The following is a 15,196-nucleotide window of genomic DNA, read 5'->3' as shown; positions in this document are numbered from 1 at the left end:
CCCTTGTGATGAACCAAGCTCCCCTCGGTGACGCGCAGCTGGGCTTCGAGGCATTCGCCCGCATGGTGCAGGACTCTATTGGTGTTTGCATCCCGCAGACCAAACGCGGGATGATCGAAACCCGCCTTGCCAGCCGGGTGCGCGCCTTGGGCCTGAACAATATTCAGGAATATTTCAGGCACCTGTTCGAAAATGACGGTCTTACCTCTGAGATGCGGCACATCGAAGAAACGGTTACCACCAACAAGACCGACTTTTTCCGCGAAATCGACCACTTCCACTACCTTCGGAATGTCATTCTCGGAAGCAATCAGACCCGTGCTGGTTCAGGCGTGTTCAAAGCCTGGAGTGCGGCTGCCTCGACCGGCGCTGAATCCTACAGCATAGCCCTGCTGCTGGCCGAACATGCATTGGCCTATCCCGGGTTCAACTGGGGCATCCTTGGCACGGATATTTCCGGTCGTGTGCTCGAACATGCGCGCCGGGGTATCTATTCCGATACGGTCATCGCGCCGGTGCCCGAAGCGCTGCGCAGCAGATATCTTTACGCAGGCCAGAACGAATGGCAGGGCAAATGGCGGATGTCGCCCGCCCTGCGCAATCGTGTTCACTTCAAGAAGATGAACCTCATCCAAGAGGACTACAATGTCGACCGCGATCTCGACATCATCTTCCTGCGCAATGTCCTGATCTATTTCGACCCGGATATGCAATTGGCGGTTCTTCACAGAGTTGGCCGACATCTTGCACCAGGTGGGCATCTGTTTGTCGGCCATTCAGAAAGCATGATCGTGCGTATGCCGCATTTCCGTCAGGTCGCACCCGCGATCTATCGCAAGGAAGTCTAAAATGACAAATCTTATCAGTGTGTTGATCGTAGATGATAGCGTTGCCGTTAGAACAGCCTTCTCGGCGATCATCAACGCCGATCCCGGCCTGACACTGTTCGGCACGGCGCAAGACCCGTTTGTCGCGGTTGAGCGGATGAAGCACGAACTGCCCGATGCGATCCTGCTGGACATCGAAATGCCCCGCATGGATGGCCTGACCTTTCTCAAGAAGATCATGACGCAATGCCCAGTTCCGGTCATTGTTTGCTCCAGCCATTCGCAAAAAGGCTCCATGGCCGCGATGACGGCACTGGATTTGGGCGCGGCCGAGGTTCTTGCCAAACCCGACCTTACGACCGTGGACGCCCGCACCCGGGCAGCCCTGCGGATCGGCCAAGCGGTTCGGGCGGCGGTTGGCGAACGTCCGAATGTCCCATCACGCGGCGTCAATACGGAAGAAGGCCGCTCTGATGCACGCCTGTCCCCTGACAAGATCCTTGCAAAACGCCCGGCTGTCCGACGCGCCGGTCCGACACCTCTTGTCGTGATTGGATCGTCGACTGGCGGCCCGGATGCTTTGCGTCAGGTTCTTACTGGATTGCCCGAGAACGCGCCCCCGATCGCAATCGTCCAGCATATGCCCGCCGAATTCACAGGACCGCTGGCCCGACGTTTGAACGAACGCTGCAAGATCGAGGTCATCGAGGCGTCGAATGGCGACAGGCTCACCCCAGGCTGTGCCCTGATCGCTCCGGGCGACCAGCATCTGCTGATCCACCGCGAAGGCCGTGGCTATGTCGTTGAAGTGGCGAATGGCCCTTATGTGTCCCGACACCGTCCTTCGGTCGATGTGCTGTTTCGCTCCGCGGCGCAAGCTGCTGGCGAAAACGCGATGGGCGTTATCCTGACCGGCATGGGCGATGATGGCGCGACTTGTATGGGCGAGATCCAAACCTGTGGCGGCTACACCGTGGCACAGACCGAGGAAAGCTGTGTGGTGTACGGCATGCCGCGCTCGGCCGTGGAAGCCGGTGTTGTCGACAAGCTCGCCCCTCTGTCACAAATGTCCGCCGAAATCATGAGCTGGTACAGCGGCAAGTCCCGCAAAGCTGGGTGATACTATGAAAGATTACTTGACCGACGCGGTTTACGCTCCTGCCTCATCGTCTGGACAACCCAACGACCTTTTAGCGCGGGAACGCGCAATCTCGAACCTCTGCCGGAAGACGGAAGCGGTTTTCCTTGTGGCGGGCGATCATCTGTCTGCGACGTCGGATGCCTTGGGCAAGACGCGTAATGTGCTGGCGGTCTTTGACGAGATGAACGCAAAGGGCACCTTGTCAGAGCTGCGTCAGCACGGGCAATGGCATGACACCGAGATGCGATCCCTGTCCGACGAAGTGCTCAAGGTTCTCGACAACGTCACAGCGCTGATGACCCGTGCGCGCGGTGTCGACGGACAGGTGCGCGAATTGCGCGACATACTCAAGATGATGAACATCGTAGTTCTGAACGCGCGGATTACGGTCGCAGCCATCCGGGTCGGCCCCGAAGACAATGGATCGAACCTGACCGGTTTCACCGAGGATGCAACACGCCTCGTGGCCGAATTGGGAACCATCCTGTCCGGTCTGGACGAGGCGATGCAACGCATCAAGAAAGGCAGCGACGACGCGCTGACCCGTGCACGCTTTCTCGGGGACCTGCTGACATCCAGCCTGTCCGGTCCGGTTGCCGCCCTGAACCGCGAATTGGCGAGTTTTGAAGAGCATATCAAAACGCTCGGCTCGGCCAGTGCCGAAATTGCCGACCAATCCAAAGCCCTGATGGGCGCGTCAGCGACCGCCGTGGCCGGATTGCAAATCGGCGACACGACCCGCCAGCGCTTGGAGCATGTGCTGACCATACTGGAACGGATTCCCGGAGCCTGGGACGAAACCGAGGCTTTGACGGCGTTGGCCGCACACCAGATGGAGGACATCGCACAGGCGCACGCCGATGGCGTCGACAATATCCGCGAAGGATCGGCAGCGCTGCAACAGGGCATTCTGAACCTTGTCCGTGACCATTTGCAGGTCTTCGAACAGCGCAACGGATCGCGGAAGTTGAAGACCGGGCTTGAGGAAATCGAAACCCGGATCGCGCAAGCCGTCACGACCCAAGACCAGCTCATGGCCTTTGCGCGCACGCTTTCGCAAGAGTTCGAAGCCCTCACCAGCATTATTGCCGCCGGGGAATCCTTTGAGGCGCGGATGCGCATGATCGGGATCAACGCAGTGATCGCTTGCGCCCGACTTGGGCGTCGGGGTCTGGCGCTGCGGGAAATCGCGGGTCAATTGCAGCAGCTGGCGCGCGACGCCTCTGCACGGTTGCCTGTGGTGAAAACCGAATTGGCCGAAATGATCGAACTCGCTGGCGAAACCATCGTCTTGCTGGAAACCGCCAGCGAACGCGCCAACGCCCTGCCGCAAGGCACCGTGCGGCAATTGTCGGACGGCGTCAACGACATCGGCGAAGCGGCATATCGCAGTGGCGAAATCGTCTCTGAGATCCGGGAAACGCTGGATGAATCGCGCGGATGGCTGACACCAGTCACAGACCACGCGCACCTGATCGAGAAAACGGCGCGGATGTTCAGCCACGATTGCGAACAGGATGGCTATCCCGGCAAGGAAGACAGCGTCGCGACCGAGGTGTTCGCCATCTACACAATGGAACGAGAACGCGACATTCATCGCAAAGTCATTCTGCCCCCGGTCTCCGAAGACACCGAGATGCCGACTGTCGTTGCCGAAACAGCCCCTGCTCCGGCGGCCAGCGACGATCCGTTCGACGACATCTTTTTCTAAAGCCCCCCTGACCGGCCATCATGCCGGATTTGGGGGTTCCGTCGGTTTGATCCGATGGCCTATGCTGGCCCTGGACCAAGGGATGTTTTGGGATCATGGCACAGGCGATGATGGCCGCGGGATTTGTGTCGGCGCTTCTCGACTACGCGGTGTCGCGCGGTGCAGACAGGCAAGCGCTGTTGCAGTCGGCCGGGTTGGCGCCTGCTGATCTGACGGATCAGGACCAGCGCGTACCGGTTTTGGCGTATCAGTCCATGATTGCGGCAGCCATTGCGACCACGGGCGATACAGCGCTTTTGCTGCGACACACGCTTGAGTCGCGGCTTGAGATGATCTCGGTGGTTGGGCAGATCGTGCACCACGCCGCGTCCCTGCCCCATTCGATTGAACAGTTGAACCGATATCTCAGACTTATGGCCGACGCCAATATTCCCGGCGATCACGACAGGTTCGAGTTGCTGGAGGACGGCAACGAGGTTTGGATCATCGACCATCTGCCGATCCAAACATCGGACTATGTTGGGATCGAAGCCTCGTTCGCGCGCTTCATCAGTGAATTTCGGCGGTCCTTTCCCGACAGACCCTTCGCGCTCAAGCTGGAGGTGACCTATGCGCCGCCGCCACATGTGGACGAGTATCCCGAACTGTTCCGGGTGCCGGTGCAGTTCCATGCCAAACGCAACGCCATGCGGATCGATCCTGTCTGGATTTCCGGCGATACGGAATTCGAACCGGGCAACACCTATGTCTTCGGGGTGTTCACCCGCCATGCCGACCAGTTGCTGCATGATCTTGGGCAAAGCGACACGTTTCGCGACCGCATAGAGGCGCATATCCTGCCGGATCTGCACGAAGGCTCCCTGTCGATGGACAAGGTGGCCCGAGATTTGGGCATGAGCCGTCAAACACTGTACCGGCGGCTCAAGGAAGAGGGCGTGACCTTTGCGGACATCCACGACGACCTGCGTCACCGCATGGCCCGCGACTATCTGGCTGCACGCAAAGTGTCGGTAAACGAAACCGCCTATCTCCTTGGCTTTTCGGAAGCATCGTCCTTTGTACGCGCGTTCCGCCGCTGGACCGGCCAAAGCCCAACCGCCTTTCGAGACACCGTCACCTGACCCGGACACCCAGATTGGGTCGAGGTGTCAATTGATTGATACCTGAGGTCATCCCCGAAATTCGCCCGCGTGGATATGTCCGCACCCATCACTTTGGATGCAAAAGGACACTCCACATGAAACGATTGACCTCTGCCGCGTTCGGCACCGTTTTCTTGATCGCAGCCTGTACCGATAGCGGCACAAACCACACGCCGATCCTTGATGGTCCCGCCAACGCGGCTTTCGACGCCGATCTGGCCGCGTGCCGGGCTCTGGCGCGGAACCAACGCCAGTTCGATCAGGAAACCCTTGGTGCCGCCGCAATGGGCGCAGGCGCGGGCGCTGTGCTGGGCGACTTGGACGAAGACGGCGACGCGCTGGGGGGTGCTGTTGCGGGCGCTCTTGCCGGAGGTATCGCAAGTGCCGCTGACGTGTCGGAGCGGCGAAAGGCCATCGTCATCGCGTGCCTGAAGGGCCGCGGCCACCCGGTTGTCGGCTGACGGTTTCGAAGGGACGTTTCCATGCACACTCTACTTGAACTTCGGCGTCATCGCTTCGACGCCATGCACGATTTTCTGACCGGACAGCATCCCGCTCGGGTCCGACAATCCGCCGGATCACGGTCCATCGAGGCGCGGCTTTGCATCGCTGTCGGTCTGGCGGCTTGTGTCGCCCTGATCGGCTTGGCCATGACATGATGGGGGCCCACATGAAAACAGTCTTTATCGCAGGGGCCACGGGCTATCTTGGGCGCTATCTTTGCGCCGAATACAGCCGACGCGGATGGTACGTCATTGCCTTGGTGCGCAGTGCAAAAACTGCCGTTGCGCTGGCTGCCAGCAGCGTGGTCGAAGCCGAGGCGACGCAGCCCGAAAGCCTGACAGGGCTTATGGACGGGGTGGACCTTGTGGTGTCCGCACTGGGGATCACACAACAAGCCGATGGGGTTGGCTACCGCGACGTTGACTATCAGGCCAATCTCAACCTGCTGCACGAGGCGGAACGCGCGCGCGTCGGCCGCTTTGCCTACCTGCATGTTCTGAACGCAGCGGCCTTGCGCGATCTCCCACTGGTGGCCGCAAAAGCCGATTTCGTGGCTGCACTGCGATCGTCTCGGATCGCGTCGACGGTGGTTGCCCCGTCTGGCTATTTTTCTGACATAGAGGACGTTCTGAGCATGGCGCGGTCGGGGCGCGTCTGGCTGTTCGGGTCAGGTCTGACCCGGATGAACCCGATCCATGGCGCGGATTTGGCACATGTCGTGGCAGACGCAACCGATGCCGGCACAGCATGGCAGGATGTCGGAGGTCCCGAGACCTTTACACAGGTCGAACTCGCCGAATTGGCATTCGCCAGTATCGGTGCGCCGATCCGGATCACGCACCTACCGGATGCCCTGCGACGCTGCGCGTTGAGCCTGCTTCCGTGGGTCACACCGCGTCGGGTCCATGGACCGGCGACGTTCTTCCTGTCCGCTTGCGCGATTGACATGGTGGCTCCGCCACAGGGCACACACCGGCTGTCTGAGCACTTCAAGGCGCTTCGGGACGCACAGGGTTTGGAGGTGATCAGATGACACTCATCCGTACAGGCGGGTATGCGGCCTTTACATGCGCTGCCACGTATCTTTTCGGTTTCACATTGCTGGTCACGGTATTGGCGCCGATGGGCTATGGCACAAAAGAGATCGACATCGACGCGGTTGCGGCGTTCATCTATCGCTCTCCGGGCATCATAACGGTCTGGAACACGGCGATTTACATCGTCAATGGCCTTGCCCTTCTGGTACTCGTGGTGGCGCTGTCGGACCACCTGCGGCCCGGATCCGGACCATGGGCGCAGCTTGCGCAAGCGATGGGAGTGGTTTGGGCAACGCTGGTGCTGGGCGCTGGCATGATCGCCAATGTCGCCACCGAGCGCGTGGTCGCGATCTACGTCACCTCTCCGCAGGATGCCGCAGCGCTGTGGGAGATATTGCACAGCGTCGAATTGGGATTGGGCGGTGGTAACGAGATCGCCGGAGCCGCATGGATCCTGTGCGTCAGCAGCTTGGGGGCCGCAAAAGCCGCCCTCCCGCGCCGGGTCACTTACCCCGGAATGATCACCGGACTTGCAGGACTCGCCACGCTGGTTCCATCCGTTGCAGACAGCGCTGGAGCAGTCTTTGGCTTGGGCGCGATCCTGTGGTTTCTGCTTGTTGGGCGCGTTTTGCTACGCGCCTCGGACTCTGGGTGATGGGGACTGTCGGCTAAGAAGGGATGTCGGGGGTCCCCTTCACCCTGACACAGGCGGCGCTGACCTGTTACCATCCGACTCAATACAGACCGATCAAAGGACACATCCCATGTATCTCGCCATGAACCGCTTTACCGTCCCACTGGAAAACGCTGCAGAGTTCGAAGAGCTGTGGCTGTCGCGCGAAAGCCGGTTGCAGGACATGGCCGGTTTCGTGTCGTTTCATATGCTCAGAGGTCCTGAGGAGTCTGGCAGCGTGCTTTATGCGTCGCACACGGTGTGGGAAAACGAAGACCATTTTCGGGCCTGGACCACCAGTGCCGAATTCCGCGCATCACATGCTCGTGCGGGCGACACGCGCACGCTTTACGACGGCGCACCGCGCTTTGAAGGCTTCACCTCAATCCAGTCGATCGACGCTCTGCAGTTAACCTGACATCGCACTCGATCTACGCAGACCGGCGCATCGCCGCCAACCGTCTGCCCGACGGGCGGATTGACGCGGCTGTCAGACCATTTAAAGCCAGATTCTTACTTGACTAAAAAAGTCAGATACAGATAGCTTAGGTCATTCCCGACTGAATCTATCGGGTTTCATCGCGCGATGATCGTGCCCCATCCCAGCCACCGCAATGGCAGCCCGGATGTCACAGGAAAGGAGAGAGACCCATGACGACACCCGTGCCGAAACTGACTCAAAGACCGACGCCGCCAAGCTCTTTGGGCTGGCGCGACCTGATCCAATCGAACAGCGAACACAGCGCCATCGAAGGATTTGCCCTCGAACAGATCATCGACATGCAACGCGACCGCGTTCGCCATTCCGGAGAGGCGCAATGAGCCTGATGCAGAACCTCCCAACCCCGCGCAACATTGACGACGCAGACGGGACAGCCGTCTATGATGCGCGCGATCTGATCTTGAACGGGCTCAAGGCCGCGATTGTTCTCGACGGGCAGACATACACCCTCCGCATCACGCGCGCGGGCAAGCTGATCCTGACAAAATAGGGACACAGCCCCGATACAGGGTGCAATGGCCCTGCCTGAGCCAGACAGCGACACCAGATCTTCCTTCAAGCGAGGCCAAAATGCCGAAAGTTCCCAGCCCCTGCATCGGCGTCTGCAAATTCAAGCGTGAGGGACATTGCATTGGTTGTTCCATGACCAAGGACCAGAAATCCGCCTTCAAATCCTTCAAGAAAAACGCGCATCGCGAAGCCTTTGTCGAATTGGTCGTCGCGCAGCAAAGCTGTATGGGACGATACAAACACTGGGAAACCGCCTATGCAAAACGGTGCGGAAAGAAGAAGGTCAAACTGGAAATCCTCAATGGCGGCAAGGCCGCCTGACACGCCCTTGGCAACACGACAAGACGGGACTGGCAGGACATGACAGCCGCACAACGACAGACATCCACGTCAAGGTTCGAAGTACCGCGCGACGATGATGCGAATGGTCGGTTTATCGATCATCTTCGCCAGTCTGCGCGGGCAGCGCGGTGCAAAAGCTATGTCGACCTGTTCGGAGCCTGCGCCCTGCTGTCACGTGACCCCCGGATCGCGTCTCTGGCGGCCACGGATCTTCTGGTGCGCGGCCTGTCACAAGCACTTGGCCAACGCCCAGTTCTGTTTCGTCCCGGCGAGACAGAAACAAGCTTTGACGAAGACTGGCTGCTGGCCCTCGCGCGCAGTTTGAAAACCGATGACGTGGCAAGCGCGACCTTCCTGTTGCATTCGCGGGTGCCAAAACACGTACGTCGCACATTGGTGTCGCTGTTGCGCAATGTGGTCGACACTTTCGACAGGATTTAGAAAGATTCTAAACATGCTTGTCGTCAGGCAACGCGCACTCTAACTTGACCCTGCAAGCCAGCCCGTCGCCAGCCAGCGCCCCTTTCCATTTCACAGGAGCTGCAGATGACACAGACCGCACAATCCCTTTCCACCGACGCCACAACCCAGCTTGCAGACGCACTGAACCAATGCGTGGCCGAAACCGCCGTCACCACCATGCTGGCGCAGAGTTTCCACTGGAATGTCACCGGCATGGCCTTTGGCCCCCTTCATGACCTGTTCCAGAAAATATACGAAGATCACTTTGTCGCCCAAGACGATCTGGCGGAACGGATCAAGGCCTTGGACGCACATGCCGAGGGTACATTGGCCGGCATGCTGAAGCGGTCCAAAGTGTCCGAAACCGAAGGTGCACCTGCGGCAGAAGACATGATCCGCCTGATGAAAGAAGCGCAGGAAACCCTTGCTGAAACCTTGGCGGGCGCAGGCGAACTTGCAGCACAGCACGGCGATACGTTGACCGAAGATCTGTGCATTGCACGCGGGCAGACGCATGAAAAATTCGCTTGGATGTTGCGCTCGCATCTGGCCTGACGGTGGTCCACACGCAGGTTTTCGCTTTTGACACCGTGGACAGCCGCATTGCGCAGATTTTTGATCAGGTTGGCAGGGCGATACGCCTTCAGCGATCCCGGCGGAGCAGTCTCCAAGACCGCTTTGCTGGGCTTTCATCTTGAAACCCTGCTTTCCCGAGAACCCGCAGTGATGCCACATTGCCAGTTTTGACCCGCGCGCAGAGTGACATCAGCGCCACGTCTTCAGCAAAGCACTGACGCACAAACGGCGGCACGACGGCACTGGCGAACCCCTGCCGCCAATACGCACGGCCAATCCAATAGCTGAGTTCTGCCAATCGTGGCCCGGTCGCGTCCGTGTCGTATTGCAGCCGCACCTGCCCGATGGGAACATCGTCGTAGATCACGGCATGCACCTGATGATGGGTCCCGTGCATCGAAATCTCGATGAGCGACTGCGCCAACTCAACCGTGACAGGATTGGGAAACGGCTCTGGAAGCGTGGCCCACAGAACGGGATCGTTCAGTAAATCGGCAAGCCTTGGGGCATCCCCCATTTCCCACGGGCGCAGATGCAGGTGCAAACCAACGCTGCGGCGTACGCGCCCGGCCCTTGGATGCGCCGGATCGGTCACTTCGTTGGTAAACAGATCGTCCACGCTTTGCGCCAACACCCATCCGCATTGCGCCGGGTCGTAAGCGACCGAAATGCCCTCAGACGTGCAGAAAGCAAGCTCGTCCTGGCTCAGGATGCCATCCGACCGCGAGCGATCCAAGCGAAAGGGTTTGCCACACGGCAGGGTCAGTAATTTGGAGTCACCCAACATCACACAATCCTCTCGGAACTGTGGTGTATGTGGGGGCGATTTTTAAAGTTGCAACAAAAATACTTCTTTGCTGTTTGTTTCAGCCCAAGCGACGCGGCACAGGGTCACCGCATCACAAACGGGTTGGCCATTGGCGCCTCGGACGTGCTGATCCAAACCGTCTTGGTGCGGGTGTAATCGTGGATCGCCTCGATCCCCGCTTCGCGCCCATATCCTGACTGATTGAACCCGCCAAACGGCGCGATCGGCGACACGGCACGGTAAGTGTTCACCCAGCAAATCCCCGCCTTGATCCGCGCCGACACGCGATGTGCGCGGGCGACATTCTGGGTAAAGACGCCCGATCCCAAACCAAACGGGGTCGCGTTGGCCAATACGATGGCCTCTTCTTCCGTATCGAACGGCAACAGCGACATGACCGGGCCGAACATCTCGACCTTGAGCGTTTCGGTGTCTGCATCAGCACATTTGACCAAAGTGGGCGCCATGTAATTCCCGGGGCGATCCAAACGGGCGCCGCCGAACTGGATTTGCGCGCCGCCTTCAACCGCAGCAGCCAAAGTGGCCTCAATCCGCATGACCTGCGCCTCTGTGCAAAGCGGACCGATATGCGTGACGGCCTCAAGCGGGTCTCCTATCACCACATCAGCCATCTTGGCTTTGATCCGGGCGATCAGGTCGTCCATCACCGACCGATGCACCAATCCCCGGCTGCCCGCGACACAGCTTTGCCCCGACGCGCCGAAATTGCCGGCGATCAACCCATTGGCCGCGCCATCCAGATCCGCATCCTCGAACACAAGGATCGGGGATTTCCCGCCCAGTTCCAGCGTCGTCACCGCGAAATTCTCGGCCGAATTGCGCACCACATGCCGCGCTGTTTCCGGCCCGCCGGTAAAGGCAATCCGGTCCACGTCCCTATGGCGGGTGAGCGGGATAGCGCAGTTCTCGGCATCGCCCGTGATCACCGACACCACCCCTGGCGGAAAGCCTGCCTGTTCTATCAGACGTGCGAATTCCAGCATCGGCGCAGGCGCGATCTCCGACGCCTTGAGCACCACTGTACAGCCCGCCGCCAAAGCTGGCCCCAGCTTGGTCGCGGTCAGGAACATCTGGGCGTTCCAAGGCACGATGGCCACCACGACGCCAATCGGTTCACGGCGGGTGAAGACATGCATGTCGGGCTTGTCGATCGGCAAAACCGCACCTTCGATCTTGTCGGCCAGACCTGCATAATAGCGATAGTAATCCGCGATATACCCGGTCTGGCTCGCGGTTTCCGCCAAAAGCTTGCCGCTGTCCGTGGTCTCGATCCGACCAATCTCTTGGGCATGCTCCGCTATCAAATCCGCCAGACGATACAGCAGCTTGCCCCGCTGCGTTTGGGTCATGTCGCGCCATGCCGGATCGTTCAGCACCCGCCGCGCAGCCCCAATCGCGCGGTCCACATCCCCCGCATCCGCACAGGCAAACGTCGCCCAATCCGCGCCCGTCGCCGGGTTCTGCGACGTCAACACCTGCCCGCTCCCCCCGTCGGTCCAGGCACCGTCGATGAAAAGCTGGTAATGCGGAAGCTGGGTCATGGAATCCCTCACTGAAAAGCTGGCATGACATCGTCGATGAACCGCGCAAGTGATGCGCGCTTACGCTCGAAACTCATACCGCTGTCGATCCAGAACGAATATTCGTCATAGCCCAAATCCTCATAAGCCTTGATCTGGTCTATCACCTGATCTGCCGTACCAATGGTCAGGTCGCGCGCCATGTTCTCGGGGGACATCATCGCGTTTGCGTTCATCTCATCCTCGCTCAGCGGCGCGATCAAACCTTGGCTGACCGGGCGCTTGTTCTGGAACCATGCCCCGAAATAGCAATAAAAGCGCGACAATTCCTTGGCCGCAACAGCCACATCCGCCTCGTCCGCACCGACATAGGTGTGATGCAACAGCATGATCTTGGGGCGCGGTCCATCGTAACTGGTGCAAGCATCGTTAAACCGGCCCATCAGAGTCGTGATCTCCTCCATCCCCATCCAGAGCGGCGTGACCTGAATGTTGAACCCGTTATGGACACCAAATTCATGGCTGTTCGGGTCACGCGCGGCGATCCAGATCGGTGGACCATCGGGTTGCACAGGTTTCGGGGCTGATGTGGTGGCCGGGAACTGGAAGAACTCCCCCTCATGGGCGCAATCACCCACCCAAAGCTTGCGAAGAAGCGGCGTGATTTCCCGCATCCGCTGCCCGGCCTCCCACGCGTCCATTCCGGGCCGGAGCCGTTCGTATTCGTAGGAATACGCGCCACGCGCAATGCCCAGTTCGATCCGCCCCCCGGTCAGCAGGTCCGCCGACGCCGCTTCACCGGCAAGCTTAATCGGATGCCAGAACGGCGCGATGATTGTCCCAGTGCCCAGACGCACGTTCTTTGTATGATGTGCAACATTCACCAAGGACATCAGAGGATTGGGCGCGATGGTAAACTCCATCCCGTGGTGTTCGCCTGTCCAGACCGCCCGCATCCCTGCGTCGTCAGCCATCTTGCACAGCGCGATGAACTCTTCGTTCAACTGGTCATGGGGCTGGTCCGGCGTCAGCCGTTCCATGTGCACGAAAAGCGAGAACTCCATGCCTCAGATCCTTTCCAAGATGAAAGCAACACCAGCCGGGGTCACAACAACACCTCAGCCGCAAAATCCAAGAGCGCCGCGTTGACCACTTCGGGATGGGTCATGGGCATCATATGCGCCGCATCCGGCACGATGATCGCGCGCCCTTTCGGAGTGAGCGCCGCCATCGCCTCCGACATCGCAGGTGTCGAGTTCGGCTCCAGAGCCCCCGTCATGAACAGCGCGGGGCAAGACAGTCGCTCCAAGTTTGAACGGCGTGGGCCGGGATTGTGCGCAAAGGCGGTGTAGGCTGCCTTGTAGCCTTCGGGCGACGCTGAACAGAGCCAGTCGTGACAGGCCGCGCATTCGGAAGAATCGTTGGCACCAAACCAGCGGTTCAACGCGCCTGTCGGATCTGCCACGGTGACACCGTCCAACTCTGCCGCGCGAGCCTGTACAGCCGCCGCTGCCTCAGGACTGCGCTCGAAGATCGCGTTCAGCGCGACAACACCCTTGACCCGTTCCGGCGCACGCACCGCGAGATCAAGCGCGATCATCGCACCCATCGAATGCCCCACGATCAGCGCAGGGCCGTCAAAGGCGCCAAGCACCGCATCGGCATAGTCGGACACACGGGTCAGGTTGGGCCGCACCGCGCTGTCCCCATGGCCGGGCATGTCCAGCGCGGTCACGTGATACCGCTCTGAAAAAGCGTCGATCTGTCGGTTCCATGCCTCAGCACGCAAGCCAACACCGTGCAACAGCACGATCTGCGCCCCCTCACCCGCCACTATCGCGGCAAGGCCAGATCGGTCAGACCGCTGCCGGGTTGTCCAGATCATGTCCCAAATCCTTAAGGTCCTGATAGCGGTCACCAATACGGTGATGCGGCCGACCCGACGTCGCAGCACCCAGCACCACAACGATCTCATCCGCACGTGGCGCATCGGGAATGGAAAACTGGATGGTCAGGTAATGTGACCTGCGCCCGGCATCGTTCTTGTCCATCAGCGGCACCATGATCGGCGCATTCGCGGGACCGCGCGTGTTGGTGAACGCAAGATAGGACTTGGCCCCCACCGCCTGCCGATAGTGGTTGCCGAACCGCAGCGTGTGAATCAAGCCCGAGGCATGTTCGACCTCGCCATCCAGACCCACCACAGCCGCCTTGCCGTAGGCTTCGATGGCATCGCCGCCGCCAGCCAGCCGCAGCATCCGGTCGGTCAGCATATCGCCCAGCACTGGGCCGTAGGCGCGGATTTCCGGTGTCAGGTCTTCGACATAACGCCCCGCCCATGGGTTCCGCACAACCGCCGCGACTGCAAACATGCGCCACGGAGTATCAGCCGGTTTGAACCCTTCGATCAACACCTCTTCGTCATAGGTCACAATCTTGCGGATCTCTGGGGTCATGTCAGTCTCCTGTTCGCTGACGGCGACACTAGAAACCGGCAAATTCTTTGACAAACGAATGAATTGCAGGGCTAGGTATTAATAACAGTAATGGCTGGTTTGACCCATGGCGAAATCCCTCCCACCCCTGACGTGGTTCCGCTCGTTCGAGGCCGCAGCCCGGCACTTGAGTTTTACCGCTGCTGCCGAAGAAATCGGCCTCACCCAATCCGCCGTGAGCCAACAGGTGAAGTCGCTGGAGTTGCGCCTGCGAGTGCCTCTCTTCGTCCGGCAAGCGCGGGGATTGATGCTCACCGATGACGGGCGCAGGCTCTTGCCCGAGATCAGCGCGGCGCTTGATGCACTGGCGGGCGCGGCAAGCCGTTTTGAGGCCGGGCCGGTGGAAAACCTGCTGACTGTCGCAACCTCGGTCAGCGTGGCGCAATGGGTCATTGCCCCGCGCCTGCCCGATTTCACCGCGCGCCATCCGAATATCCGGCTGCGCCTTCTCAGCGCGATCTGGCCCGATGATTTCCACTCAGCCCGTGCCGATGTCGAAATCCGGTTTGGATCGTCGAAACAGGCAGGCCAGAACGCCGAGCCGTTGCACCCCAACAACCTGATCGCGCTGAAATCCCCTGCCATCACAGGCACGCTCGATACGCTGCCCTTGATCGAAGCGGTGGGCACCTCAGGCGGTTGGCGCGCATGGTCGGACAAGGTGGGCGGCCATCGGAAACCATCGCTTTTTGCCGACACCTACGGCATGGCGTTGCAACTGGCGGCACATGGCAATGGCGTGGCGCTGGTCAGTGCGGTGCTGGCTGGCCATGCGATACAGACCGGCGTGGTCGAACGGGCACACTCGGCATCCATTCCAAGCCAAGAAGGCTACTTCCTGTCGATTGCCGAACCCAGCAACGCAGCGTCGCAGTTCAGGGCGTGGTTCCTTGAGCAATTGGTGAAATGATCACAGCCAAATGCG

Annotated in this window: 20 protein-coding genes; 15 read left to right on the top strand and 5 right to left on the bottom strand. The window is 60.0% G+C overall.

Going from position 1 to position 15,196, the window contains the following annotated elements; genetic code table 11:
- Positions 1-8: 8 nt before the first annotated feature.
- The 14 genes from MCRY_RS15120 to MCRY_RS15065 all read left to right on the top strand — a co-directional run bounded on the left by MCRY_RS15120 (position 9) and on the right by MCRY_RS15065 (position 9,406).
- Positions 9-848, top strand: coding sequence for a CheR family methyltransferase (locus MCRY_RS15120; protein ID WP_238939458.1), 840 nt, complete (start codon positions 9-11; stop codon positions 846-848).
- A gap of 1 nt (position 849) precedes the next feature.
- The gene (locus tag MCRY_RS15115) at positions 850-1,947 is read left to right on the top strand and encodes a protein-glutamate methylesterase/protein-glutamine glutaminase (RefSeq protein WP_085631362.1); all 1,098 of its coding nucleotides are present in this window, start codon (positions 850-852) and stop codon (positions 1,945-1,947) included.
- A gap of 4 nt (positions 1,948-1,951) precedes the next feature.
- The gene (locus MCRY_RS15110) at positions 1,952-3,679 is read left to right on the top strand and encodes a hypothetical protein (RefSeq protein ID WP_085631360.1); all 1,728 of its coding nucleotides are present in this window, start codon (positions 1,952-1,954) and stop codon (positions 3,677-3,679) included.
- 95 nt (positions 3,680-3,774) lie between these two features.
- Positions 3,775-4,800, top strand: a complete 1,026-nt coding sequence (locus tag MCRY_RS15105) for an AraC family transcriptional regulator (RefSeq protein WP_085631358.1) — start codon at positions 3,775-3,777, stop codon at positions 4,798-4,800.
- A gap of 116 nt (positions 4,801-4,916) precedes the next feature.
- A complete protein-coding gene (locus MCRY_RS15100; protein ID WP_085631356.1) occupies positions 4,917-5,282 on the top strand; it encodes a glycine zipper family protein in 366 nt (121 codons plus the stop codon).
- A 21-nt stretch (positions 5,283-5,303) separates the two neighbouring features.
- Complete coding sequence (locus MCRY_RS22945) at positions 5,304-5,480, top strand: hypothetical protein (protein WP_171046145.1); 177 nt, start codon at positions 5,304-5,306, stop codon at positions 5,478-5,480.
- Positions 5,481-5,491: 11 nt separating this feature from the next.
- On the top strand, positions 5,492-6,358 hold the full coding sequence (locus tag MCRY_RS15095; RefSeq protein WP_085631354.1) for an SDR family oxidoreductase: 867 nt from the start codon (positions 5,492-5,494) through the stop codon (positions 6,356-6,358).
- Entirely contained in the window at positions 6,355-7,017 is a 663-nt protein-coding gene (locus MCRY_RS15090) for a DUF4386 family protein (RefSeq protein ID WP_085631352.1), read from the top strand. The genes MCRY_RS15095 and MCRY_RS15090 overlap by 4 nt, the downstream gene beginning before the upstream one ends.
- 109 nt (positions 7,018-7,126) lie before the next feature.
- On the top strand, positions 7,127-7,453 hold the full coding sequence (gene hmuQ, locus MCRY_RS15085; RefSeq protein WP_085631350.1) for a heme-degrading protein HmuQ: 327 nt from the start codon (positions 7,127-7,129) through the stop codon (positions 7,451-7,453).
- Positions 7,454-7,686: 233 nt separating this feature from the next.
- Positions 7,687-7,857, top strand: coding sequence for a hypothetical protein (locus MCRY_RS22940; RefSeq protein WP_171046144.1), 171 nt, complete (start codon positions 7,687-7,689; stop codon positions 7,855-7,857).
- Between the two features lie 5 nt (positions 7,858-7,862).
- On the top strand, positions 7,863-8,027 hold the full coding sequence (gene hemP / locus MCRY_RS15080; RefSeq protein WP_138488113.1) for a hemin uptake protein HemP: 165 nt from the start codon (positions 7,863-7,865) through the stop codon (positions 8,025-8,027).
- An 80-nt stretch (positions 8,028-8,107) separates the two neighbouring features.
- Positions 8,108-8,368, top strand: a complete 261-nt coding sequence (locus tag MCRY_RS15075) for a DUF1289 domain-containing protein (RefSeq protein ID WP_085631345.1) — start codon at positions 8,108-8,110, stop codon at positions 8,366-8,368.
- A gap of 39 nt (positions 8,369-8,407) precedes the next feature.
- A complete protein-coding gene (locus MCRY_RS15070; protein WP_085631343.1) occupies positions 8,408-8,830 on the top strand; it encodes a hypothetical protein in 423 nt (140 codons plus the stop codon).
- A 105-nt stretch (positions 8,831-8,935) separates the two neighbouring features.
- A complete protein-coding gene (locus MCRY_RS15065) occupies positions 8,936-9,406 on the top strand; it encodes a Dps family protein (protein WP_085631341.1) in 471 nt (156 codons plus the stop codon).
- Between the two features lie 88 nt (positions 9,407-9,494).
- On the opposite strand, the gene MCRY_RS15060 is transcribed toward MCRY_RS15065, so the two are convergent.
- From MCRY_RS15060 to MCRY_RS15040, 5 genes are all read right to left on the bottom strand, one after another.
- Positions 9,495-10,214, bottom strand: coding sequence for a GNAT family N-acetyltransferase (locus MCRY_RS15060; RefSeq protein ID WP_085631339.1), 720 nt, complete (start codon positions 10,212-10,214; stop codon positions 9,495-9,497).
- A 104-nt stretch (positions 10,215-10,318) separates the two neighbouring features.
- On the bottom strand, positions 10,319-11,797 hold the full coding sequence (locus MCRY_RS15055; protein WP_085631337.1) for an aldehyde dehydrogenase: 1,479 nt from the start codon (positions 11,795-11,797) through the stop codon (positions 10,319-10,321).
- 8 nt (positions 11,798-11,805) lie between these two features.
- Entirely contained in the window at positions 11,806-12,840 is a 1,035-nt protein-coding gene (locus tag MCRY_RS15050) for an LLM class flavin-dependent oxidoreductase (protein ID WP_085631335.1), read from the bottom strand.
- A gap of 41 nt (positions 12,841-12,881) precedes the next feature.
- Entirely contained in the window at positions 12,882-13,661 is a 780-nt protein-coding gene (locus MCRY_RS15045) for an alpha/beta fold hydrolase (protein ID WP_085631333.1), read from the bottom strand.
- The gene (locus MCRY_RS15040) at positions 13,633-14,232 is read right to left on the bottom strand and encodes an amino acid synthesis family protein (RefSeq protein WP_085631331.1); all 600 of its coding nucleotides are present in this window, start codon (positions 14,230-14,232) and stop codon (positions 13,633-13,635) included. Before MCRY_RS15040 ends, MCRY_RS15045 begins: the two co-directional genes overlap by 29 nt.
- A 106-nt stretch (positions 14,233-14,338) precedes the next feature.
- Between MCRY_RS15040 and MCRY_RS15035 the strand changes: the two genes are divergently transcribed.
- A complete protein-coding gene (locus tag MCRY_RS15035; protein ID WP_085631329.1) occupies positions 14,339-15,181 on the top strand; it encodes a LysR family transcriptional regulator in 843 nt (280 codons plus the stop codon).
- Positions 15,182-15,196 lie beyond the last annotated feature (15 nt).

Source organism: Marivita cryptomonadis (genome assembly GCF_002115725.1).
In the GTDB taxonomy this organism is placed as follows: Bacteria; Pseudomonadota; Alphaproteobacteria; order Rhodobacterales; family Rhodobacteraceae; genus Marivita; species Marivita cryptomonadis.
This window is presented reverse-complemented; position numbering and strand designations above follow the sequence as displayed.